Origin of the sequence: Cupriavidus sp. IK-TO18 (assembly GCF_015549295.1) — a bacterium.
Taxonomy (GTDB): Bacteria; Pseudomonadota; Gammaproteobacteria; order Burkholderiales; family Burkholderiaceae; genus Cupriavidus; species Cupriavidus oxalaticus_A.
In genome coordinates, this window is record NZ_JADGMP010000016.1 from 186,227 (window position 1) to 207,878 (window position 21,652).

The 21,652-nt window shown below is 62.7% G+C and carries 14 protein-coding genes and 1 pseudogene; 9 read left to right on the forward strand and 6 right to left on the reverse strand.

Annotated elements, in window-relative coordinates; translation table 11 throughout:
- Positions 1–126: 126 nt before the first annotated feature.
- The 5 genes from IPF36_RS15110 to IPF36_RS15130 form a co-directional block, all read right to left on the reverse strand.
- Entirely contained in the window at positions 127–1,290 is a 1,164-nt protein-coding gene (locus tag IPF36_RS15110; RefSeq protein ID WP_195428524.1) for a Wadjet anti-phage system protein JetD domain-containing protein, read from the reverse strand.
- Positions 1,287–4,958, reverse strand: coding sequence for an ATP-binding protein (locus tag IPF36_RS15115; protein WP_195428526.1), 3,672 nt, complete (start codon positions 4,956–4,958; stop codon positions 1,287–1,289). The genes IPF36_RS15110 and IPF36_RS15115 overlap by 4 nt, the downstream gene beginning before the upstream one ends.
- On the reverse strand, positions 4,948–5,634 hold the full coding sequence (locus IPF36_RS15120) for a DUF4194 domain-containing protein (protein WP_133098378.1): 687 nt from the start codon (positions 5,632–5,634) through the stop codon (positions 4,948–4,950). Before IPF36_RS15120 ends, IPF36_RS15115 begins: the two co-directional genes overlap by 11 nt.
- The gene (locus IPF36_RS15125; RefSeq protein ID WP_133098379.1) at positions 5,627–7,057 is read right to left on the reverse strand and encodes a Wadjet anti-phage system protein JetA family protein; all 1,431 of its coding nucleotides are present in this window, start codon (positions 7,055–7,057) and stop codon (positions 5,627–5,629) included. The genes IPF36_RS15120 and IPF36_RS15125 overlap by 8 nt, the downstream gene beginning before the upstream one ends.
- Before the next feature lie 334 nt (positions 7,058–7,391).
- Positions 7,392–9,164, reverse strand: a complete 1,773-nt coding sequence (locus IPF36_RS15130) for a hypothetical protein (RefSeq protein WP_255519776.1) — start codon at positions 9,162–9,164, stop codon at positions 7,392–7,394.
- Between the two features lie 506 nt (positions 9,165–9,670).
- On the opposite strand from IPF36_RS15130, the gene IPF36_RS15135 reads away from it, so the two are divergent.
- Together IPF36_RS15135 and IPF36_RS34670 are read left to right on the forward strand one after the other, a co-directional pair.
- Positions 9,671–9,898 carry a hypothetical protein gene (locus IPF36_RS15135; RefSeq protein WP_022538141.1) on the forward strand — a complete coding sequence of 76 codons (228 nt, stop codon included), beginning with the start codon at positions 9,671–9,673 and terminating at the stop codon, positions 9,896–9,898.
- 378 nt (positions 9,899–10,276) lie between these two features.
- Positions 10,277–11,514: pseudogene (locus tag IPF36_RS34670) on the forward strand (NAD(P)/FAD-dependent oxidoreductase).
- A gap of 150 nt (positions 11,515–11,664) precedes the next feature.
- Here IPF36_RS34670 and IPF36_RS15150 read toward each other — a convergent pair.
- Positions 11,665–12,423: a LysR substrate-binding domain-containing protein gene (locus tag IPF36_RS15150; RefSeq protein WP_195428535.1), complete on the reverse strand. Its 759-nt coding sequence runs from the start codon at positions 12,421–12,423 to the stop codon at positions 11,665–11,667.
- A gap of 674 nt (positions 12,424–13,097) precedes the next feature.
- Between IPF36_RS15150 and IPF36_RS15155 the strand changes: the two genes are divergently transcribed.
- From IPF36_RS15155 to IPF36_RS15185, 7 genes are all read left to right on the forward strand, one after another.
- Positions 13,098–14,447 (forward strand): MmgE/PrpD family protein, encoded by a 1,350-nt coding sequence (locus tag IPF36_RS15155; RefSeq protein WP_255519777.1) that lies wholly within the window; start codon positions 13,098–13,100, stop codon positions 14,445–14,447.
- A 101-nt stretch (positions 14,448–14,548) separates the two neighbouring features.
- Entirely contained in the window at positions 14,549–15,208 is a 660-nt protein-coding gene (locus IPF36_RS15160; RefSeq protein ID WP_133098385.1) for a GntR family transcriptional regulator, read from the forward strand.
- A 580-nt stretch (positions 15,209–15,788) separates the two neighbouring features.
- Complete coding sequence (locus IPF36_RS15165) at positions 15,789–17,045, forward strand: MFS transporter (protein ID WP_133098386.1); 1,257 nt, start codon at positions 15,789–15,791, stop codon at positions 17,043–17,045.
- A gap of 200 nt (positions 17,046–17,245) precedes the next feature.
- Positions 17,246–18,661 carry an amidase gene (locus IPF36_RS15170; RefSeq protein ID WP_195428540.1) on the forward strand — a complete coding sequence of 472 codons (1,416 nt, stop codon included), beginning with the start codon at positions 17,246–17,248 and terminating at the stop codon, positions 18,659–18,661.
- Between the two features lie 21 nt (positions 18,662–18,682).
- Positions 18,683–19,879 carry a CaiB/BaiF CoA-transferase family protein gene (locus IPF36_RS15175; RefSeq protein ID WP_195428542.1) on the forward strand — a complete coding sequence of 399 codons (1,197 nt, stop codon included), beginning with the start codon at positions 18,683–18,685 and terminating at the stop codon, positions 19,877–19,879.
- Positions 19,879–20,670 (forward strand): enoyl-CoA hydratase, encoded by a 792-nt coding sequence (locus IPF36_RS15180; RefSeq protein ID WP_133098389.1) that lies wholly within the window; start codon positions 19,879–19,881, stop codon positions 20,668–20,670. The genes IPF36_RS15175 and IPF36_RS15180 overlap by 1 nt, the downstream gene beginning before the upstream one ends.
- 57 nt (positions 20,671–20,727) lie before the next feature.
- Positions 20,728–21,606, forward strand: coding sequence for a polysaccharide deacetylase family protein (locus tag IPF36_RS15185; RefSeq protein ID WP_195428544.1), 879 nt, complete (start codon positions 20,728–20,730; stop codon positions 21,604–21,606).
- Positions 21,607–21,652: the final 46 nt, after the last annotated feature.

Genomic DNA, 21,652 nt, shown 5'->3' on the forward strand with positions numbered 1-21,652 from the left:
TCATTGACAGTTTGGCTGACGACTCGATAAGCACAACGTTATCGGGCCGTATCGACGTGCGCGGCAGAGCCAGCGTTTCAAGGCAGGCTTTCACGTAGGTGTCTGGCGTGGGGATTAGTCAAGATGCTACAGACTTTCCTGGTCGACAAATCGGCCCAGCCTACGTAGCGCTGGGAGCAGCACTTCATCCGCATAACGGCAACCGGTGAGGCCAGGATCGGTCTGCCCCGACTTCCTTGCTTCATCCGGCGCGTGGGACTCCTCGGCGAGCAGGCGTGCGAGCAGCGCCTCGTAGCCAGCCTTCCACGCTTGCGCGCCTGGGAATACCACACGCAACTCCTTGAGAATAGCCATCCCAGCAAAATCCAGGTCGCCCCAGAAATGAACAGGGCGCGTGACGTCGGTCCCATGCAGCCATGCAAGAACGCTAAGCCCCAATGCCGCATTCCGCTCAAACACGCCCGGGGCAAAATAAACCGAGCTGCCACCCTGCTGGCGCAGCCGCCTCGCGCTCGCCTTGTATCCGGATGCGTATATCAGGACAAAGCCTTCGGCGGCACTCAGCCTCCCTGCCGCCATCGCTTCAAATGTTGCAGCGTTTTCCACAAACAGAATCGGGGCGGCAGGATCGGCTGTACGGGCGGCTACCAGAAGTTGTACCGGCTTGTCCGAAAAGGGGCAGACATCCGTGTCAAGCAACAGAGCAATGGCTTCCTGCTGGCCGTTGAGAATTTTAGACAAGCCCCAGAACTGCCGACTTGCCACCTCATGGAGCATGAGGCTCTCGCCCACAAGCGCCGGAATGCCCGCGAGACGCTCCAGTACCTGCTCAGGTGAACGTGGCAGGATGAGGATCGGACGAGACAGCAGCCGCTCGCACAACGCCGCGTTGCTGAAGCGCGCCGGCACAGCCTGCCGCCACTGAGCCATCCAGGCGACCAAGGCACTGGGCTGGCGCCCCGTCTCATCGCGAAGAAACGCTTCCGCTTGCGCAGCAATGACGAGCTTCGGTGAACGCTCCCAGATATCAAGATCCCGCTGGCCGCGACGCTGGTCTAGCACCAGCGCCAACCCGGGCTGCGTCTGCAGCGCTTCGAGGGCGCGCCACACGAACATACGTTCCCCGTGCAGGGCGATCGCGAAAAAGTCCGGCCACGTCCCGGCACTCAACGGGAAGCTGATATCGCGGCGCCTCTCGGCAAACGGCTTCGCCTCGATGCGGTCCACCAGTGCATTCAGCAACGCGGTGAGGGCAGCCGGCCGGCTCCCCGGAATGCCGTCGACGCTCATGTCCCCATGTCCGAGAGCAACTGCTTGCGTGCCTCCTGCAAGTCGAACTGCCATGCCGCTTCACGCCGCACAGCCTCCCGGCGTTCAGTCCAGAGGGCATGCAGCCGGTCGGCCTTCAACAGGGAGCTGTCCACCTCTGTAATTTTATCAAGTTCCCCTGCCAGACCCTCAACCTTCATCAGGGAAAAACGATGCTCGAAACTGAATAACTCGAGCAGGGGGCCTGATGCGCGGGACGGCATGGCAACCACCAGTTGCAGGCCAAGGTTCTCATTGAGATAGCGCATCACGGCAGCGGTGCGGCCCTCGTCCATCTTGTCGAAGGCTTCGTCAATCATCATGAGCTTCAGGCTCGGCGTCTTCTCGAACTGGCGAAATGCCTGGGCCAGCACCGCGGCCCGTACGAGATAGGCCGGCGTCATTAGCTCGCCGCCCGAGAACGTCGCCATTCTCGCCAAGGACGCCTCGCGTCCATCTTCCGAATACTTGCGGATGTCATACTGCCGATAGTTGCGGTAGTCCGCTATGTCCTTCAGTCGTCGCAACGCGTGGTCGCGGTTGGTGTCGAGCAATAGCAGCTTGATGTCGTCCAGCGCCACGACGCTGTCGGCAGACAGCACGCCTTCGGCCGCCGAGAACAGATCCACCGGCGTTTGCGTCTCGGCCAGCCGGTTCAGTTCCTGGAACAGGTCGAAGTACTTCTTGTACTCCTTGACCATCTGCCCATATTCGATCTCGAAACGGTCTTCGCCGAATGCCAGGCGTTTGAGTTTTTCATTGAGCCGCTTGAGCGGATCGATGCCCTGCTCCACCGCGGTGCGTACGGCCAGCGCAAAATGCGTACTGAAGGTATTGTTGAAGTTCTTCTCGGCGCCGCGAAGCTCGCTGGTGTTATTGAGAATGCGCACTTGGTCGAGCCGTTCGAGCATGGCCGAGATCTGCCGCCGGGCGGCGGGCACGCCGCCATAGGCATGCCACTCGTACTCCTCCTGGGTCGACTGGCAAGGCTGAAAGTCGACCCGCTCATCGAACGAGGAAGACAATAGGTTGTGTGCCTCCAGCTTCCGCTCGAATGCCTCGCGCTCCTGGCGGTAGAGGCCGGCCTGCTGGCGCCGCCGTCCATCGAAGGACGCGGAAGTCTGCTCCCTGGCTGCATCCCGGGCGCGCTGATCCAGCCGGATGGGGTCAAAATGCGGATTGAGCCGGATCAGTTCAGCCACGCGAGCGTTGACCTGTCTCACGCCGTCCTGGCACCCAGCAAGCTTAGCCTCGGCGTCAGCGATGTTCGCCTCAAAGCCACGCGCTTGCCCCTCCGCTTCGCCCGCTAAGCGCGATGCGGTATTGGATAAGCGGTGGTGGCCGCCCAATAGCTGCTCTGCACGCGCCACGCGGCGTTCCAGCACGATAAGATCGGCGTCATCCAGGCTGGCGAGCTGCGCCGCGAGACTGCTCAATTCACGCTGCGTCTCACCCAGCTTGTCCAGCATTGGTGCGACAGGCACAAGCTTCAGGCCGAGCAGACGGGCACCCCATGCAGCCAACTCCGTGGCGCTTGCGCGATGTGCGTCCCTTTCCCGCGTCTTTTCGTCGATCTCACGGGAAAGCCTCACCACGCGCTTGCGCCGAGCCTCTGCACCGAAGGCAAGTTCGCCGTCCTCCACCCATGACGAAAACATCTTGAACCCGCCGCTGGCCATGCCGTCCACGGTCAGTGCCTGTGGCGCGCCGCGCAGCGCCTGCGCATCCGCTACCTTGACATAACGCCCGTAGCTTGCAATCAGATAAGCGCGCGCAGTCTCATCAGCGATCACCAGCTCCTGCAGCACGGCATCGGGCGACAGCGCCTGATTTTCCGCCCGCCGCTTGGCCAGTTCGCCCTGTACCACGGAAGCCTCTCGCCCTTGCCTAGTCGCTGGCATCTCATGCCGCAGCGCCCGGATGGCGCTCCCCTCGTACTGCGCGTCCACCAGGATCACGAAGCGGTTGCCGCCCAAAAGCCCTTCGATGGCGTTTTGCCAACGTGAGCCCTCCCGCGGCTGGACGAGGTTGCAAAGCACCCTGGGACGGGCGCCCGGCATCTGGGCTTCGAGATATCGGACCGCGGCCTCCACATGCGCCGGCAAGTCAAAGTGGCCATCTTCCAGCCCTTGCCGACGCCGCTTCAGGTCATCGATTTCCCCTTGCAGGGCGGCCGCGCGATCTGACTCTCGCGTCTGCTCCTGTACTACTGCCCCATACAGGCCGTCGGCACCGTGCAGCTGCTGCGCAACAGGGGCCAGGGCGGCATCCAGCCTGGCAAACCGGTCGCGCCGCAGGCTCGCCGGGTCGATCTGCGCGCCTGTCAGCATCGCCGCCAGTTCACGCGCGGCGGCGTGGCCGTCGGCGGCATCGATCGCCGCGGCCTCGACAACCAGCCGTTCTACATGGGCTGCGTAGGCGCAGGCCGGCCCTGCAGGCAGTTTAGCCAGGGCAGCCAGTTCGTCCAGCACGCCGCGCAAGCCCGTCAGGGCGGCCAGGACGTCCAGCGCGATTCGGGATCGATCATCGGTGGCGGCGGCCATCTCGCGGCTGAGCCGCTCACGATCCTGCGCCACCGGATTGCCATTGAGCCGCCCCTTGGCAGTGCCGTGCAACTCCGTGGCGCGCTTTAGCGCCTGTGCATGCCGGTCGGCAAGCGCCTGCTGCTTTTCGACATCGGCCAAGGCGCGGCGCCGGCAGGCCTCCAGTCTTTGGATTTCCTCCTCGACATCCTGCTGCCGGCGCAGCGCTTCGCCCAGTTCGGCCTCCATGGCCTCTTCGAACGCAGCAAGGAACGCATCCGCGTGTGCCTTCAGCACGCCCAGCCGCTCCCGGCATGCCAGTAATTCGGTGGCGATCTTGCGCAGACGCTGCACGTTTTGCATGAGCGAAGCGATATGCCCGATCTGATCGGAGAAATCAGGCTCGGCCAGCACTTGCTCCCGAATCAGCTCGTCCACCGAGCCGACGGTCTTGCGGGCAATGGACTGGACGAAAGCACGTGCCGCTGCTTCGGCCTCACGCGGCCCGACCAGCGTCTTGCCGCCACCGCGAAACTCGGCATAGAGCTTGCACAGATAGTCTTCGATGCTGTTCTCGAACGGCAGGACGCGCGGATAGCGCTGGCGCAGCCGATGGTAGATATCCTCGACCTTTACCGCCGTAATCGAATTGCCCTTGCGCGACTCGATGAAATCCGCCTCCATCGCGCGGCTGCCGGGCAGCACAAAGTAGAGCTTGCGCGCCACGTCGACGCTTCGACCTTGTTCGCGCGTACCGGACACGGCGGCTTCCACGGCCACCACGGCGGTGAATGGCTCGGCGGACTCCCCGTCATCGGGCGCAAAGACTGCGACGACATAGGTATGTGACCCATACGGCCGGACGCAGAGATTGTCGCGCATGCCTACCGCATACGACGCCAGCGTCCGCCTCACCTTGCCGCCGGCGCGCGAGGCGCCGCTCTCGTCCTGCGCGGAGTTGAAAACGTTGATGTGCTGCTTGCCTCCGGTCATGACCAGCTGGATCGCGTCCTGGAAAGAGGACTTCCCAACGCCGGTCGAACCCGACAGCAAGGTGGTGTGACCAAAGGGGTATTCCCGGGACACCACGAAACCCCAGTTGACCAGGATGAGCTTCTCAAGCTTCATCGTCAGGCTCCGGCGACGTGACGGCCGACACGGGCGTCCGTGTTTCGACCAGCAGGGCATCGATGGCGGAATCCGTCACGAACTGCAGGATCGTTCCACGAATGGCCACCAGAGCGTCGGCATCTTCCACCTCGGAATCGGCCCGGTAGTCGATCAGGCGGGCACGCTTCAGGTCGGCGAAGAGCTTCTCCCGTGCAGTCTTGGCCGGCAGTGAGCGGCGCGCCTGCGCGGTCAGCGTGGCATTCAGGTATTCCACGGTGACGAGCGCCTCGTTGCGCTCGTTGATCGAGCCTTGCCGCAGGCTTTCGTTGTACAGCAAGCGCAGCACCAGGCAGCATGCCACGAAATCGGCGGAGAGCTTCGCCCGCACGGCGTCCACCGCGATAGCATCGTCCTCGGCGGGCAGTCCAGGCACGCGCGCCCCCGGCGGGTAAAGCCGAAAATAACTCTGATGCCGCTCGTGCAGCAGCCGGAACCCGCCCACGTCGAAGTACGCATTGAGCAGGCCCTCGATACGCACAGCGTCGTCGTAGAGCTGACGCTCGATGGCGCTGTCCTCCCGATGCAGGATGGACAGCCCGAACAGGCGGCCGAGAATCTGCCGGAACGCCTCCGGCCTGACGCCCGCCGCCTTCAGTTCCGCTTCCACCAGTTGGCCAATCGTAATTTCATCCATGGCCGATGTGTCGCCTCCTGATTGCATAGTCGGTGCCCGACATGATGGCATTGTCCAGCGGCTCGGCGTCTAGCCGCTCCACGTCCAGTCCCTCATGGTCCCGTGCCGCCTCGACGGCCCGCAACAACGACAACGCCTGGATGGCATCGTCGACCGGCAACTCGGACAGGCGCAGCGCACCCGTGCCACGCATGGAACCGAGCAGGTAATCCACGACGTCGTGATGCGACAGGGAGAAGGCCCGCTCTTCCGCTTGCCGTACGAACTGACGCAAACGCTCTTCCTGCGTGATCTCCGGAACAATGCTCACGGCCTGTGCCCGGTTACGCTCGCCGGCCTTTCTCGGCTGTACCGCGGCGGGATCGTATAGTGCCACGCTTACCGGTGCGAGCGCGGCCCCCTGCCGCTCCAGCCACGCGCCCTGCTCCCGCTCTGGCATCTCCCCCAGCCGGCGGATCAGGGCGGACAATGCCGCCCCGCTGCCCGATGCCCCCATGAACAGGCTCTGCGACAACAAGACCACATGGCGGCGGACATAGCTTTCCATGGCCCGGAACAATTCCGGCTGCTTCGTCCGACAGGCCGCAGTCACCATCTCGTCGATCCGATCAAGCATCCATCTCAAGATAGCCCCGTCCGGCGCGGACTGCGCGGCCCACGCCGCGTGGTTGGCCAGGTCATCGTCAATGGCCTGCATCTCGGCCGCGCTCAACTCGTTAAGACGTTCGATCAGTGCCCCGATGTCCAGCCGGTGGCGCTCGGCATTGTCATAGACCAGCCGGGGCGAGAACTCATCACGAAAACGTCGCTCTACGAACTCAATGAACCCATCCCAATTTCCCTGCACATGCGCATCGAGCAATATCTTGCGGGCCAGGTCATAGAAGAGTTCGATGTCCTCGGAGAGGTCGGCGATGACCCGATCAGCATACTCGTAGGCGTCGAGCAGGTCTTCCACGTCGCGGCGCTCGATGAAGGCGCTCAGTGCATTCTTGCAGGAGCGCATGTTGCGCTGACGGGTCCGTTCGCGTGGGCGGTCGGCCAGCGTCAGCGCCTGAGCGAAGATCTTGCCGGCGCGGGTGAAGCGATAGGCGGTAACCAGTCTGACGCGATCCTCGGCGGTTTCGAGCCAGCCATCCGCGACTAGAAGGCGCACGATGGCGCTTGCCAGCTTCTGGTCGTCGGCAAGGTCACCGGCGGTGAATCCATCTTCGCCATCTTCCCCGGCAGGGTCGGCCGGCAGCGTGGCAGACTGCATGGTCTGAACAAACAGGTCACGCAAGTCCTCGCGCCCGAGGATGGAACGGTAGTCGGCATGGGAACCATAAAGCCGCGCATAGAATGCGCGGATGCAAGCCGCGATCAGCCGGCGCCTCTTCAGCGTCAGCGGACGAAAGAACTGCGGATAAGCCGAATCCACCATGGCGGCTGATGTCCCCTCTCAATACTCTGTCGTTGCACCTGCGTACCACCGACGCAGCGACCAAACGCGTACGATACCACCCCCTCGCTGCGCTGCCATGCGCGACCCGCTTCAGGGATTCACCATTACCGTCTGCTACCGGCGCGCCCCCGGTTGCGCCTTGTTGTTGTGCCTGCCGAGCACCGCATTATGTTAAATATAAGTCATGCAGGTGTGCCCGCGGTCGATAGTCGGTGACCCGGTATGTTCCGGGGAATGACGAAACTTGAACTATTCCATTAGCCCTCACCGCCGGCGGCCACCCCTGGCATGGCACAGCCGACCTGTGCAAACCTCAGGCCATCATCCCATAGCCCAACGCGCGAATATGTGTCCGAAATTTCTCTTCATCCTCGAGCCGCACGACCACATGCCTATCACCGGCGCGCAGGCACAGACGGGCGGTCTCCTTGCGAGTGGCCAGCATGGCTGCCATTTGCGCGTCATGGCAATCAATCAGCAGCGTGGTCCCCGCGACTTTCAGCGCCTTGCCCTGCTTGCCGGTGCTCTTGATGAAGGATTCCACCGTATCTGGCAGCGGCTGGTCGTCCCGGGCCTGCAGGAATTCGCGAAGTTCAGCGATGTCATGCCCCCTCTCGACCGCTACGATGGCCTTCTGAAGGTCAAGCCGCCAGAGCATGTCCACCTCTTCTGTCGCCCACATGTCCAGAACCAGGGATTCTTCCGCCGAAAGACCGTCCCCGATGACCTTGATCTGCATGCCGGGCATGATAGACAGCCTAACGCTGGACCGAACCGGCGCCGGCGTGTAATGGGCGCTGGCGCCAAGGCAATAGGCGCCCAACGAGGTCACGCGAAAATAGGCCAGCCCATCGTAGCGGCTGAGGAACTGGAGTTCATCCGTTCCCCACATGTCGCGAAAATTAGGCCGAGCCCCCGCCGGTTCGGTGTATGCGACGTCGATGATGCCAAGTGGCGCCGCATACTCGAGCAGGAAGCAGAGTATGTAGCGCAACTGCAGGATGTCCCAGTCATGGTAGCCACTGTGTCCCAGGCTGCCGTAATCCGGCTCGCAGATGTAAAGACTCCAAGGGTCGCGGGCCACGTCGAAAGTACGCCCGGTTGCCACCATGAAGCGGGAAAACGCGTCGATGCTGACCCACTCGCCGGGCGGGCAACGCTGCAGCAATTCGGTGATCGCCGCGCGGCGCGGCGCCACGGCAGCCATCGCACCGCCCTTGGCCTTTTGCCCCTTGATGACATCGATGCGGCTGAATTCATCCAGCAGCGTCGCCTTCAGCCATTTTCGCCAGATTGTGCCAAGCACGTCAGCCGTGGGCGCCGTCAGGGCTTTCAGTCCTGCCTTGCTCAGCGCCAGCTTGCTGGCGTTGCATTGTACAAGTCCGGCTGCCTGAAGCAGTATCGGCCAAGAGAATGCCTTGATCGGACCAATCTCCTGATCGGTGGGATTCGGCGCGTGGTAGGCGTAGTAGTCGCTACCGGACAGTTGCCCGCACAACAAACGCAGCGTCGCCGTGCCCGGCAGCGATGTCTTCTCGCTGACCTGAATCTTTCCCTGATCCACCAGGCGCAGCAGCACCGGTAGATCCGCCAGGGCATCGCGCTCGCACAGCCGCACCGTCAACGGGCTTTCACCGTGCATGTCGGGAAGCGTAGCGGTCGTGTCCAGCCGGACAGGCTCGGGCGCCGGCACGAATGCCATGAGCCGCTCCTTCAGATCGGCAGGCACGCAGCGCCATCCGTTCTGATAGTACAGAAACAGGCACAACGCCGTGGGCGGCCCAGAGTGTTGGTGTCGGCGCTGCTCGTCGCGGACAAAAAAGTTCGGCAAACGCCCATACTTCGCTCGGAACCGCATGGCGTTAAAGCAGCCATCCTCGGCATACGTGGCCTCTGCCACCGCCAGACGTTGGGTCTCGTCCAGGCCTTCCCACAGCGCGCACAGCCTGTCGCCGGCAAGGTTCCGCAGGACCTCTTCAACCAGCACACCCTTCTTTCCGATGCGTGACGCCTCCGGAAGCCAGCGCATCAGCGATTTCAGATCGTCTACGGTCAAATTGTTCAGCGCTTCAGGGAGGGAACTCATGAGCATACGTAATGATGGCAATTTTTCAGGCCGTGTCCGGCCTCGGGGCAAAGGCGGCCAGGGACCAGCAAACGTGATGATAGTCCGGACAGTCAGGAGTCGAGCGTCTGCAGCGGATATTTGCTCGCATTCATCCCAATTCGCACCGCCGCATCCAGGTCCACGCTCGGCGCTCGCCACGAGCTGTGTCAGGTGGATGTGATATCTGCCAGCCCTGCTCCCGAAAGATAAAGATGCGGCCCTGACCTCGCAACACCCGGGCCCTATCCTCCTGCTCTCGCCCCGGAAAACTACACGTTCTGCCCCGCATTGACCGCCCGCCGCAGCCAGACAGATCTCGCCTTGTCCGTCCCAACTCAGCCCCCTCGCCGTTGCGGTAGCAGACTGCAGGAGGTGTTGGCGGCGAATCGACGCAGCCCGCCGGTCCGCCATCTGGGCCTGAATTCAGCGGATCGCTCCGACCACCTCGTCGGCTAAACTGGCGCACGAAGCCACATGGAGCCACGATGGACCCAGATGACGTGATACGAGATTTCGAGCGCCTCGCCCTGGATGACGCGACGGAATTGGAGGTCGACGACGCAATTGCCGGCTTGGCGGTGCTGTTGGCCGATCCAGCGATCGCGGGGAAAGAGCGGGCCTTGTTGATCCAAGTGGGCGCGACACTCTACCGGTTAGGCCTGAACGAAAGGGTGGTGGCGGCATTCAAGAAGCGAGGCGACACAGCTCAGTGACCGTGCCCCCCGCCCCGCCGCCGCCGTGATGTCCCCGGAGTTGGAGGACAGTGGTGGAATGCGGGAGCACCGGAACCCGCATTCCAGACAGTTCGGCCGCTGCGGGACCCGGTCATTGGCCAGCTTGGACGCATTGTCCGCAGCGCAACGCGGCACATCTCCATCGTGCCGTTCCAGGGAGGCCCGGCGATGGTGACCAACTTGGTCGGCAATCAAATCGGTTCGGCCGTCGATGGGCTCGGCGTGTTTGTAGAGCAGCATCGATTGGATACGAGCCCCTGGCCGGTTCGACACCGGCGGAGGTCACTCAGCAACAGAAGCGGTTGGTGGTCGTTTCCCTCGCAGTCTCAGTCGCCTTTGAAGCCCACGGATTGGACGATGGGAGCCCAGTATTCCCTTGCAGCCTGCGCGCCGCAGCCACAGCCCGGTACAGAGACCGATGAGGATTACAAGAGGACCGCTGGGATTATCGGCTCCCGAACGCCTCGTGAATTCGAATGCCATCTACGATACGCTCGCCCCCGGGGGCGGTGCGTCATTCGGCAATGCCGGGTTAAGCGAACAGGGATACGAGCCGCGCCATGGCTGTTTGCATGGCTGCGCGCCAGCAACCATGTTCTGAATTCGACTTTTGACATCCGGCATGGCCAGGACCCATCCACCGCACCTGGCAAACGCGTGATTCAGGCGTCACGCGCACTACGTGCTCTGCACGCGCCGGCCTTAGAGGCCTATCGCGAGTTACTAGGTAAGAACGGCTGTGACGAACTGATCAGGCCCGGCGGGCAACTGCATCTGTGGTCTGCCAGCAAGGGCCGATCTCGGGCCGACCGGCTTGTGGATGAATTGCGCCGGCAGCAGGACGTTAAGTACGAAAGTCTAAGCGAGGCACGGTTCCGGGAGATGATGCCGAGCCTGGCTGGCCACGTGCGCGGCGGCATATGCTTCCCCAAGCACGCGCACACCGTAGATCCGCAGCGCCTGACTGGCGCGCTGGCCGCCCAGTTCGAGCGAGAGGGGGGCGCATCCTGCAGCGGCGTATTGTGAAGCTGCAAGCGGATGGCACCGGATTCCGGCTGTGGAGTAATCTTGGTGACGACCGTGCGGAGCGCGTGGTCGTGGCCGCCGGCGCCTTTTCCGGAGAGCTGTTGCGACCGCTCGGTATCCGCCTGCCTCTCGAAGCGGAGCGCGGCTACCATGTGCAACTCCCCGATCCCGGCGTCACGGTTCCCTGTCCCTTCATTTACAAGGACAAGGCCGTTGCTGTGACCCCGATGGACGGCGGCCTGCGTTTTGCAGGCACCGTAGAAATCGCAGGCCTGAGGCATCCGCCCGACGAAAGGCGGGCGGATGCGATCCTCGCTACTGCTCAGAGTCTATTCCCAGGCATTGCTACCAGCGGCGCCAGCACATGGTTTGGGCTTCGTCCCTCTTCGCCAGACAGCGTGCCAATCATCGACGAGGCACCCAATCACCCGGGACTTTACATTGCGAGCGGTCACGGTCATACCGGATTGACAGGAGCGCCCATGACCGGGCGGCTAATCACACACCTCATTACCGGCGGCCCCGCCCCATTAGACCCTGCCCCCTATGGACTGGCGCGCTTCCGCTAGAAGTCCTTGGCCGCCATCTCTGCCATGATGTCGCGCGCCAGCGTGACCAGCGGCTGGGGATCGAAATCCGCTGTTTTGGATTTTGGCCAGTATGCCCGGTACGTCAACCGGCGCGACGCCGCGAACCGCCTCACGCTCAGGCGAGCGGGATCATAGATTTGTGCGGGGCAGACAATCAAACAGGGTAAATCCAATCCCTCCCGCCACCATGCCGCAGGCCGCGATGGCAGCCGGGCATTCCGCCACCGACACCGGAGTAGCCCCGCAGTCTCCAAACGCGGCCCCCACCAGTTCCTCGATACCCTCGATACTCGATAGGGAAATCATCGGCTCGCCGAGCAATTGCTCCGGGGTAACTTCATCCTGTCGTGCAAGCGGGTGGCCGGGCGGCAGGTAGCAAAGTATCGGTAATTCGGCGATCACCGCGCTCTCCACGCCAGGCACCGGCGGCACCTCAAGTGCGAAGCCAATGTCGGCCTTTCGGGAACTAATCAAGGCGGCGACATGATGCGCGTCCCTAGAATGGACTGACAGGAATACATCCGCGGAGCGGTGCATATAAGCGGCTGCCAGCCTCGGGAATACGGCGGCAGCAAAGGCTGGGGTGCAGGCAACCGACAGATGCCTTAGCTGGTTGCGTTGAATGCGTTCGCAGCACGCATTAATTGAGTCCAGCCCGATAAAGGAACGCTCGATTTCCTCAAACAACTGATCTGCGCTGGGTGTCGGTAACAAACGTCCGCCGCGCCTCTCAAATAGCACAAAGCCAAGGCGCTCTTCGGCGTCCCGCAAGATGTTGCTGATCGCCGGCTGTGTGAGATGCAGGCGCGCTGCCGCCCCTGTCACCGACCCCGTCAGCACGATCGCGTGGACCGTCTCGATATGGCGAAATCCTAGTTTCCGTTTCATGGAGCCGCATGCCTTCAAAGAGGGAATTCTGCCCTTTTATACTCATTTGAACCATAAGAAAGCCCAAGCCCCGGCAGTTTGGGTACCGGAGGCGGCTGAAAAGCTGTTCGCGGGCCGGCCCTACCGCGAAGCTATGGAGGCTTGCCAAATATGAGCGTAGCCCCCTGTACTTGCCAATGGGCCAACTTCCTGGCAGCGCTACCCGACTTGGACAACTCCGTTCTATGCCGCGCATTGACCCCCCGCCGCAGCCAGTCGTGCATGCCGCCCTGCCGGTCCCAACTCTGCCCCGTAGCGTTCCGGTAGCACACCGGCGCTGGCGCGGGTGCCGGAGGGGGCTGCGGATCGAGGCACCCTGCTGCTGTCAGCTCCTCCATGCGCAGCCCAAGTCGGCCATCGCCGCTTGGATCCAGCGGATCGCCGCCGCCCGCTCAGTTTTTTCGCTCTCATCGTGGGGTTTCAGCCTACGACCACGGAAACGCGTGTCGGCTCCTCTGGGATTGCCGATTAATTTGTGTCTCATTATTCACTTCAGAAAAAATATTTATGAATAATGAAAGTATTTTTATACTACACTACTTGTAGCATCAGAGCGGCTGAGAGCGGACGGTCATCAAGGGGACTGGACTATGGAGCGAGGCAGGGCGAGGAAAAGCACAAGCGCAATCGACGCGTTGATCGAGCATGTCTTCTCCGTCGGGTATGAGGACTTGCCAGCCGAAGCCGTGGCCGCCGCGAAGACTTTCATTCTGGATAGTGTTGCCGTTGGCATTTCCGGCGCGCGCCACCCATGCAACGCGATGGTCAAGGGCGTGGCGTTGGGATGGGGAGGGGAGCGGCATGCCCGCGTGCTGGGGACGGGCGAGTGGCTGCCCGCACCATCGGCGGTGATGGTCAATGCCTACCAGGTCCACAACCAGGAGTTCGATTGCGTGCACGATCGTGCCGTCGTGCATACGCTGGCGAGTATCCTGCCGGCCTTGCTCGCGCTTGCCGAACGCAAAGGGGGCGCAACGGGGCGAGACTTGATTGCTGCGTTGGCCGTAGGTGTTGATGTCGCCGCCTTCGTTGGCATGGCGCAAGGTGCACCCATGCGATTCTTCCGGCCGGCCATGTGCGGGGCACTTGGTGCCACCGCCGCACTAGGCAAGCTGGCCGGGCTCGATCGGACAACGCTGCACAATGCGCTGGGCATCATGTACAGCCATCTGTCCGGCACCATGCAGGCGCATATCGAGGGCACCCCCACTGTGGCTCTGCAAGTTGGGCTGAATGCCCGAGCTGCCATGACGGCATTCGAACTGGCCGCCGCAGGCTTTGTCGGTCCAAAGGACATATTGGAAGGTCCATATGGCTACTTTGCCTTGTTTGACGGGCAAGCAAACTGGCACGCGGAAAGCCGGAACCTGGGCGAAGTCTTCCAGATTGCGCGCATGAGTCACAAGCCGTTCCCGACAGGGCGAGCCTGTCACGGCGGCATCGAGGGCGTACTGTTGCTGAGGGAGGAGCAAGGCTTTGGCGCCAGGGATGTCGAGCGCGTCCACGTGCGTGTACCTCCGCTGGTGCAGCGTCTCGTTGGCCGGCCCGCGCTCGCCGGCATGGACGTTGGCTATGCCAAGCTCTGCCTGCCCTACACCGTTGCCGCCGCGCTCCAGACCGGTGCGGTAAGCCTAAGCGATTTCGATCCGCCGGCCCTGGAAAGCCCAGACCGCCTTGCGCTCGCGCAGCGCGTAGAGGTCCTGGTCGATGACAACGCCGGCGAGAATGCCCTCGGCCCACAATCGGTAGAGGTCATGCTGACGGACGGCCGCACCTTGTCCATCGCTCTTCCCACCCTGCTCGGTCATCCCGACAGACCATTTTCGCTAGCCGGCCAGGTTGCCAAGTTTCACGCCTGCCTTGACTCCGCGCCGGTGCAATTCGCACCCGGCCGGCGCGATGACCTCTTAGATACGTTGACGAACCTAGAAGGTCTGGCGGATGTTCGAAGCCTAGTCGATCTGGCGATCGGCGAGCTGCGTTGATGGACTTCGATAAGTCCTTTGTGCACCTCGGCAGAGGGCTTTGATATATTTTGCCGACTGAAGAATATTTTCCAGACGATAGCACGAGTGAGGACAACGACTTGAAGGTTGCGGAACGCATAAGGCAAGCCATTGAAGATAGCATCCGTACGGGTGCACAGCTGCCGGGTACTCCGATTGATGAGGCGGAGCTGATGCGCCGATACAAGGTCTCGCGCACTCCGCTGCGAGAAGCCATGCTGCAACTGCAGGCGCAAGGGCTACTGACCAGTCATCCGCGGGGCGGCATGTCCGTGACAAAGATGAGCCTGCAGCAACTGCTGGCGCTGTGGGAATTGCTTGCCGAAATGGAAGGATTGTGCGCGCGCCTTGCATGCGAGCGCATGACCGAGAAGGAGCGCCAGGAACTCATGGCCGTGCACGAGGCCGCCACCGAGGTGGTGCACGGTAACGATCGCGAAGGCTGGCGCCAGGCCAACCTGGCCTTTCATGAAATCCTCTATGCGGGATCCCGCAACCCATTCCTGCGCGAGGAAATTCTGCGCATACGCGCTCGCACCGGCGCCTATCGACAGCATGCTTTTGCCGCCGTGGGCCAACTGCCTGCCTCATGGGCCCAGCACGGCGACATCGTCAGCGCGGTATGCGCACGGGATGCCGCTGCCGCCTACGCTGCTATGGTTAGGCACCTTAGTCCTGGTCTCGGCATGCAAGGCTTCGCTTCGTTTGTGGCGGCACTTCCGCAGGAGTTGCTAGCCTAGCGCGCACCGCCCCGACATCTAGCGCCCCATCTCACAAAAGACCAGTCCTTGCGGCTGGTCTTTTTCGTTCATTGCCGACTACAACTGGCCTCTCTCCCACGAGCGGGAGGCATGGTTGACGCATTCTCGGTGCCAGGGTCTCCAGTGCGCGGCTGCAGCCCCGCACAATCAACTGGCCATTCGGCGCAGGCACCTCGGCATTGCCCCTTGCTCGCGGTGGCCAATCTTTGCCCGTGCATCGCGAGCATTAACTTGCACTTCCCTTCGACTCCGCCAACCGTTCGCCCGGCTCTCCGAGGTCACCCTAAGGGCTGATCATACCCACCCGCTACGTGCCTAATCAGCCACTGTGGTGGTGGTCTGCCTTGCTCCACGTCGAGCGGCCTAGGCCGGAACCTGATTGCAAATTGTTTTCTTATGATCTATAAATATATTTATGAGGCAGTAGATTGTAATTATGACGTTTGGATCTTCATGCTGCCTGGCACGCGGTTGATTAAAAAACAACTTTGGAGACAACATGACTTCGGCAGCTTTCCCGCATCCCGCTCCTCCGGTAGCCGTCCATCCGGAAATATCCATGGAAGCCACATACCGGAAGATCGCTCTGCGGTTGATTCCCTTTCTGGCCCTTCTGTTCTTGCTCGCGTGGCTGGACAGGGTCAATGTCGGCTTTGCCAAGCTGCAGATGCTGGACGACTTGAGGTTCAGCGAGGCGGTCTACGGCTTGGGCGCCGGCATCTTCTTCCTGGGCTACTTCCTGTTCGAAGTGCCCAGTAACTTGTTGCTGGAGCGCATCGGCGCCAGGCGTACGCTGGCTCGCATTGCCATTCTGTGGGGCCTCGCTTCGATGGCAATGGTCTATGTCCAGACGCCAACACAGTTCTATGCGCTGCGCTTCTTCCTTGGCGCCTTCGAGGCTGGCTTCTTCCCCGGTGTCATCCTCTACCTGACCTACTGGTTCCCAGCCGCGCGGCGCGCTTCGATCAACGGCCTGTTCATGACCTCGTTCGCCCTCGCGGGCGTGATCGGCGGGCCGCTGGCAGGGTTGATCATGAGCGGCATGGAGGGCGTCGGAAAGTTCGCAAGCTGGCAGTGGCTCTTTCTCATTGAGGGAGCTCCCTCTGTGCTGGCGGGCATTGCCACGCTGTTCTACCTGCCGGAAAAGCCCGTGAATGCAAAATGGCTGACGCCGGCGGAGCAGAACGCAGTAACCGCAGCGTTGGAAGCCGAAAACCGCGACGGACACAAGCATACGTCGCTGAAGGCCGCGTTCACGAATGCGAGGGTCTGGCTATGCGCGGCGATCTACTTCTGCATCGTCAGCGGCAATGCCACCATTGCCTTCTGGTCGCCGTCGGTCATCAAGGAACTCGGCATTGCGGACAAGCTGCATATCGGCCTGCTTTCATCGCTGCCCTTTATCGTCGGCACGGTTGCAATGGTCTGGAGCGGCATGCACTCGGACAAGACCGGCGAGCGCCGAATGCACTGCGCATTGGCTACCCTCACTGCGGGCGTTGGTCTGTCTCTGACCGGAATGCTGCTGGGCAATGCCATTGCCGCGCTGTGCGCGCTGTCACTGGCCGCGATCGGCATCCTCGCCGCGTTTCCGGTGTTTTGGTCGCTGCCCGCGGCGTTCCTCGCCGGAACGGCGGCTGCGGGCGGCATTGCACTGGTTAACTCGATCGGCAATCTCGCCGGTTTCGTGGCGCCATACCTGATCGGCACACTCAAAGCGTCCACAGGGTCTTTGGCGTCCGGCCTTTACTTTGTTGCAGCGCTGGAGGTAGTCGCCACACTGCTGGTACTGACCTTTGTGCGCGGAGGCAAGTAAATGGCTGCCCCAACGTTGAGCGAGCCGCACGGCGCCGCAGTGGCCGCCCTCCTGGCCTTGCAGTGTGTACAGGCATCCGGCGCGGAGCTAGCCATGACAGGCAAGACGTTGAAGCGGCTGGCCGACACCTTTCCCGTCACGCCGACGCCTGCCCAAGCAGGTGGCAAGGCCGCGCCAACCGTACCAACGAAGGAGGCAGCATGACCGGCCTTCCAGCCACGATCGGTGGCCTGCGACGCGCGATGGCGCGCGCGGCGATCAGCGTCGACGAAGCGCTGGCGACGCAAGCGGCCGCAATGCGCGCCTACGGGGTGCAATATCGCTGCGTTGCCACATTGCACGACCTGTCGACACCGGCAAATCTTCGTGGCAAATCGAGCAAACGCGTCGCAGCTCCATCCGACCCGGATCAGTTTCTGGCCGGCGTCGGGCTCGCCCACAAAGACATCTTTTACCGGGAAGGCGTTGCGCCAGGCTGCGGCCGGCCCGTGCCGGTCATTACGCCAGAGATTTCCAAATCGGGCACGGCGCCGGTTCTGATGCGACTGAAGGCCGCCGGTGCCGCCGACCTCGCGGCGCTGCAGATGGCCGAATTCGCTTGCGGGGCCACCGGCGAGAACGCGTGGGCTGAAACACCGGTCAATCCCTTGGGGACAGGCATTGCAGTGGGCGGATCATCCAGCGGCTCGGCGGTCGCGGTAGCCGCAGGGCTGTGCTATGCGTCGCTCGGCACCGATACCGCCGGATCGGTGCGCATTCCCGCTGCCACGTGCGGCGTGCTGGGCCTCAAGCCGACGCAAGGCCTGCTGGCGACCACGGGCGTGTTCCCGCTCGCCCCTTCGCTAGATACGGTCGGCATTCTGGCGCGCTCGGCCGCGGACATCGCGGGCACCCTAGCCGGGGTGGCAAGCCGGCAGTGCCCCGCCCTACGCGCGGCCGCTGGCGACGCCGGCGGCATCGAAGCGTTTCTCCTGTCGCGCCCGACGGCTCGCATCCGGCACGGCCTGGAAGAAGTGCCGTTGCGCGACGATGTGCATGCGGTGATTGATACTTTCCTTGCGCGGTTGCCAGGCATCCAGCCAGCTGCCTTGCCGGGACTGAGCGACATGCATCGGTGCGCCGAAGTAGTCTTGCATACCGAAGCTGCGCAAGTCCATGCAGCGCGCTTGCGCAGCGACGAGGTACTGGGGCGCTTTGTGCGCGCCGTCGCCTTGCCGGGCATGGCGCTGCCCGCCGTCTGGTACCGCGAGGCGATCCGCCGCCGCGCCCGCTATCTGGCGCAGGTCATGGCAACGGGCTTCGGAGATGCCGACATCCTGCTGCTGCCAGCACTCCCCCAAGGCGTGCCGGATTGGGCCGAGGTGCACTCCGGCTCTGCGGCGTTTGACGGCCGGGCACTGACTGCACTCTATGCCTTGATGCCCTTCATCAACTATCTGGGTTTGCCGGCACTTGTGTTTCCGCTTGGCAGCGACCAGCAAGGGCGGCCAGTGTCGGTACAGGCAGTTGGGCGCCCCGGCGCCGAGATCACCCTGCTTGCATTCGCCTATCGCGTGGAACGCGAGCGCTTTGGCAACGAAGGCGTTCCTGTCGCTGCAGAACCCCTCAAGCCTTAATCCTGACCAAAAGGAGACACCATGCCAAGAATCATGGCCTCACACGCCCTGTCCCGCTTCCGCGTACTCGACCTTTCGCGTGTGCGCGCCGGTCCCACCTGTGTGCGGATGCTGGCCGATTTTGGTGCCGACGTAATCCGGGTGGAGCCGCCACCCGGAGTCGACCCTAACGAAGCCATGTTTGCCGCCGACCGCCTGGGCGGCGACTTCCAGAACCTTAATCGCAACAAGCGCTCACTGACGCTCAACCTGAAAAAGCCGGAGGGGTTGGCGGTCTTCAAGCGGCTGGTGAAGGACGCCGACGTGGTGGTCGAGAACTGGCGTCCGGATGTGAAGCAGCGGCTCGGTCTCGATTATGAATCCCTGAGTGCGATCAACCCTCGCATTATCCTGGCCAGCATCTCCGGCTTCGGGCAGAGCGGACCCTACGCATGGCGGCCTGGCTTTGACCAGATTGTGCAGGGCATGGGCGGACTGATGTCCGTGACTGGCTTCCCCGAACAGGGGCCGGTACGCGCCGGGCTGGCGGTAGCCGATTCTAGCGCGGGCCTGTATGCGGCGCTCGGCATCTTTATCGCGCTGCTAGAGCGGGAAGTCTCTGGCAAAGGCCAGTGGGTCCATACCTCGCTTATTCACACCATGGTCGCCATGATGGATTTCCAGGCAGCGCGATACCTCAACGAGGGCGACGTACCGCAGCAAGCCGGCAATGACCATCCCACCAGTTCCCCCATGGGCCTGTTCGAGGCGGCTGACGGCCGGTTCAATCTTGGTGCATCGGGCGAAGGCAACTGGCGGCGCTTTTGCGTCGCCGTAGGGCAAGAGGCTTGGCTGGACGATCCGGAATTTGCCAACGAGAAGCTACGCGTCAAAAATCGCACCAGGCTCAATGCACAGATCCAGACGCTGTTCCGCAGTCAGCCGGTTGCCCACTGGGTCGAAATCCTGAACCGGGCGGGCGTGCCAGCCGGCCCGGTGTACTCGGTGCCCGAGATGTTCGACGATCCCCAGGTACGCCACCTAGGCGTAGTCAAGGCGGTAGGCGGTGCGCAACAGGCGCTGCGCCATGTGCTGACCCAACCGGTGCGGCTGGAGCGCACCGCGGGCGAGGTCGTCGCGCCGGCGCCCGGCTGGGGCGAGCACACTGAGGAGATTCTTGGCGAGATTGGCTATTCCGGCGAGCAAGTCCGCGCCCTGCGCGAACAGGAGGTGGTCTGATGAGCAGCGGAGCGGTTCGGCTGGACCTTCTGGATACAGTTGCCTATCTCACTATCGCGAACGAGGCCAGGCTGAACGCGATGTCCATGGAGATGTGGAAGGCGCTTGCCGCGCACGTTGAGGCGCTGGATGCCAGGGACGATATTCGCGCGGTCGTGCTGCGGGGCGAGGGGCGCCGCGCCTTTGTGTCGGGCGCGGACATCTCCGAGTTCACCGCCTTGCGATCCGGCGCGGATGCCGTGCGCGCCTATGACGCATTGGTCGAGCGGGCACAGGCGGCGCTCGAGCAGTGTCGGCATCCGGTGATCGCGGCCATCCAGGGTTTTTGCCTGGGCGGTGGCATCGGGCTCGCCTTGTCCTGCGACCTACGCTACGCCGCTCGAGGAAGCCGCTTTCGCATGCCGGCAGCGCGGCTTGGCCTAGGCTACGGCTTTCGCGGCATGCACCGCGCCGTCGCGTTGCTAGGGAGTGCCAACGCCACGGAGATGTTCTTCACCGCCCGCGACTATGACGGTACCGAGGCCGCGCGGATTGGTCTGGTGCACGAGTGCTTCAATGACGAGGATTTCGAGCGTGCAATCGAAACACTGGTCGCACGCGTGGCGTCGAACGCGCCGCTGACCTTGCGCGCCGCAAAGCTGGCAATTCGGCAGGCCACGGCGTTACAGCCTTCCTCTGAAGTACTTGCCGAAATGGCCCACAGCGTGCAAACCTGCTTTGCCAGCCGCGACTATGCGGAGGGACAGCGCGCCTTTGCCGCAAAGCGGTCGCCGGTATTCCACGGGGCCTGATCCGGGTGCGGGCTGCGCCCGCATCTTCACAGAATCTGATGAGAGAATGAGCCAACCATGGCGAACCCTAGAATCCCATACCTGATGGCGAGCGAACGGCCACAGTTGGCGCCGCCCTCGGCGGGTAGCATCCTCGTGCACCTTGTCGTCAATGTGGAGCACTGGCGCTTCGAGCAGCCCATGCCCAGGACCATCATCACTCCGCCGCACGGCGTGGCGACGCTGCCGGATGTTCCGAATTTCAGCTGGGTGGACTATGGCATGCGGTGCGGACTGCCGCGTTTGATCGAGGCCATCCAATGCCGGGGCATCGCAGCATCCACCAGCTTCAATGCCAGCGTGATCGAGGCCTATCCCGGCGCAGCGCAGGCCATGCTGGAAGCAGGCTGGGAATTCATCGGTCATGGCGTCCACCAGAAAAGCATTCAACAGTCAGCCGACGAGAGCGCCCTTATCCACGAGGCATTGGACCGCATTGAAGCATTCACCGGCACGCGGCCGCGAGGCTGGCTGAGCCCCGGACTACGCGAAAGCGAACACACGCCGGAGTTGCTGCGCGAGGCTGGGGTGGACCATGTATTCGACTGGGTGGTCGATGATCTGCCGAACTGGATGCGTACCCGTCACGGACCTTTGCTCTCCGTACCCTATAACCTGGAACTGAACGACTCCATCATCTACGCCATCGAAAAGCACACTTCGAGCGAATTCCTGCATCGCTTGCAACGTACGTTAGCCGTATTTAAGCGCGAGTCAACGCGGCAGCCGCGCGTGTTGGCCCTCGGACTGCATCCGCACCTGATGGGGGTGCCCCATCGCTTTTCCTACTTTGAGGAGATGCTGGAGCTGCTTATGGGCACGCCCGGCGTTTGCTTCATGACTGGCAGCCAGATCGCTGACTGGTATGCGGGGCAGATGCCCCCTGAGGTAGCCTGATCGAGGCGGACACGCTTGGTCCTTAGATTAAGATCGTGGATCAGGA

Excerpts from the sequence above, each read along its gene's own strand:
- IPF36_RS15180 (WP_133098389.1), top strand. The coding sequence starts at position 19,879 with ATGAGCAGCGGAGCGGTTCGGCTGGACCTTCTGGATACAGTTGCCTAT.
- IPF36_RS15120 (WP_133098378.1), bottom strand. The coding sequence starts at position 5,634 with ATGGATGAAATTACGATTGGCCAACTGGTGGAAGCGGAACTGAAGGCG.
- IPF36_RS15130 (WP_255519776.1), bottom strand. The coding sequence starts at position 9,164 with ATGAGTTCCCTCCCTGAAGCGCTGAACAATTTGACCGTAGACGATCTG.
- IPF36_RS15150 (WP_195428535.1), bottom strand. The coding sequence starts at position 12,423 with ATGAAACGGAAACTAGGATTTCGCCATATCGAGACGGTCCACGCGATC.
- IPF36_RS15175 (WP_195428542.1), top strand. The coding sequence starts at position 18,683 with ATGCCAAGAATCATGGCCTCACACGCCCTGTCCCGCTTCCGCGTACTC.
- IPF36_RS15125 (WP_133098379.1), bottom strand. The coding sequence starts at position 7,057 with ATGGTGGATTCGGCTTATCCGCAGTTCTTTCGTCCGCTGACGCTGAAG.
- IPF36_RS15110 (WP_195428524.1), bottom strand. The coding sequence starts at position 1,290 with ATGAGCGTCGACGGCATTCCGGGGAGCCGGCCGGCTGCCCTCACCGCG.
- IPF36_RS15165 (WP_133098386.1), top strand. The coding sequence starts at position 15,789 with ATGGAAGCCACATACCGGAAGATCGCTCTGCGGTTGATTCCCTTTCTG.
- IPF36_RS15115 (WP_195428526.1), bottom strand. The coding sequence starts at position 4,958 with ATGAAGCTTGAGAAGCTCATCCTGGTCAACTGGGGTTTCGTGGTGTCC.
- IPF36_RS15135 (WP_022538141.1), top strand. The coding sequence starts at position 9,671 with ATGGACCCAGATGACGTGATACGAGATTTCGAGCGCCTCGCCCTGGAT.
- IPF36_RS15170 (WP_195428540.1), top strand. The coding sequence starts at position 17,246 with ATGACCGGCCTTCCAGCCACGATCGGTGGCCTGCGACGCGCGATGGCG.
- IPF36_RS15185 (WP_195428544.1), top strand. The coding sequence starts at position 20,728 with ATGGCGAACCCTAGAATCCCATACCTGATGGCGAGCGAACGGCCACAG.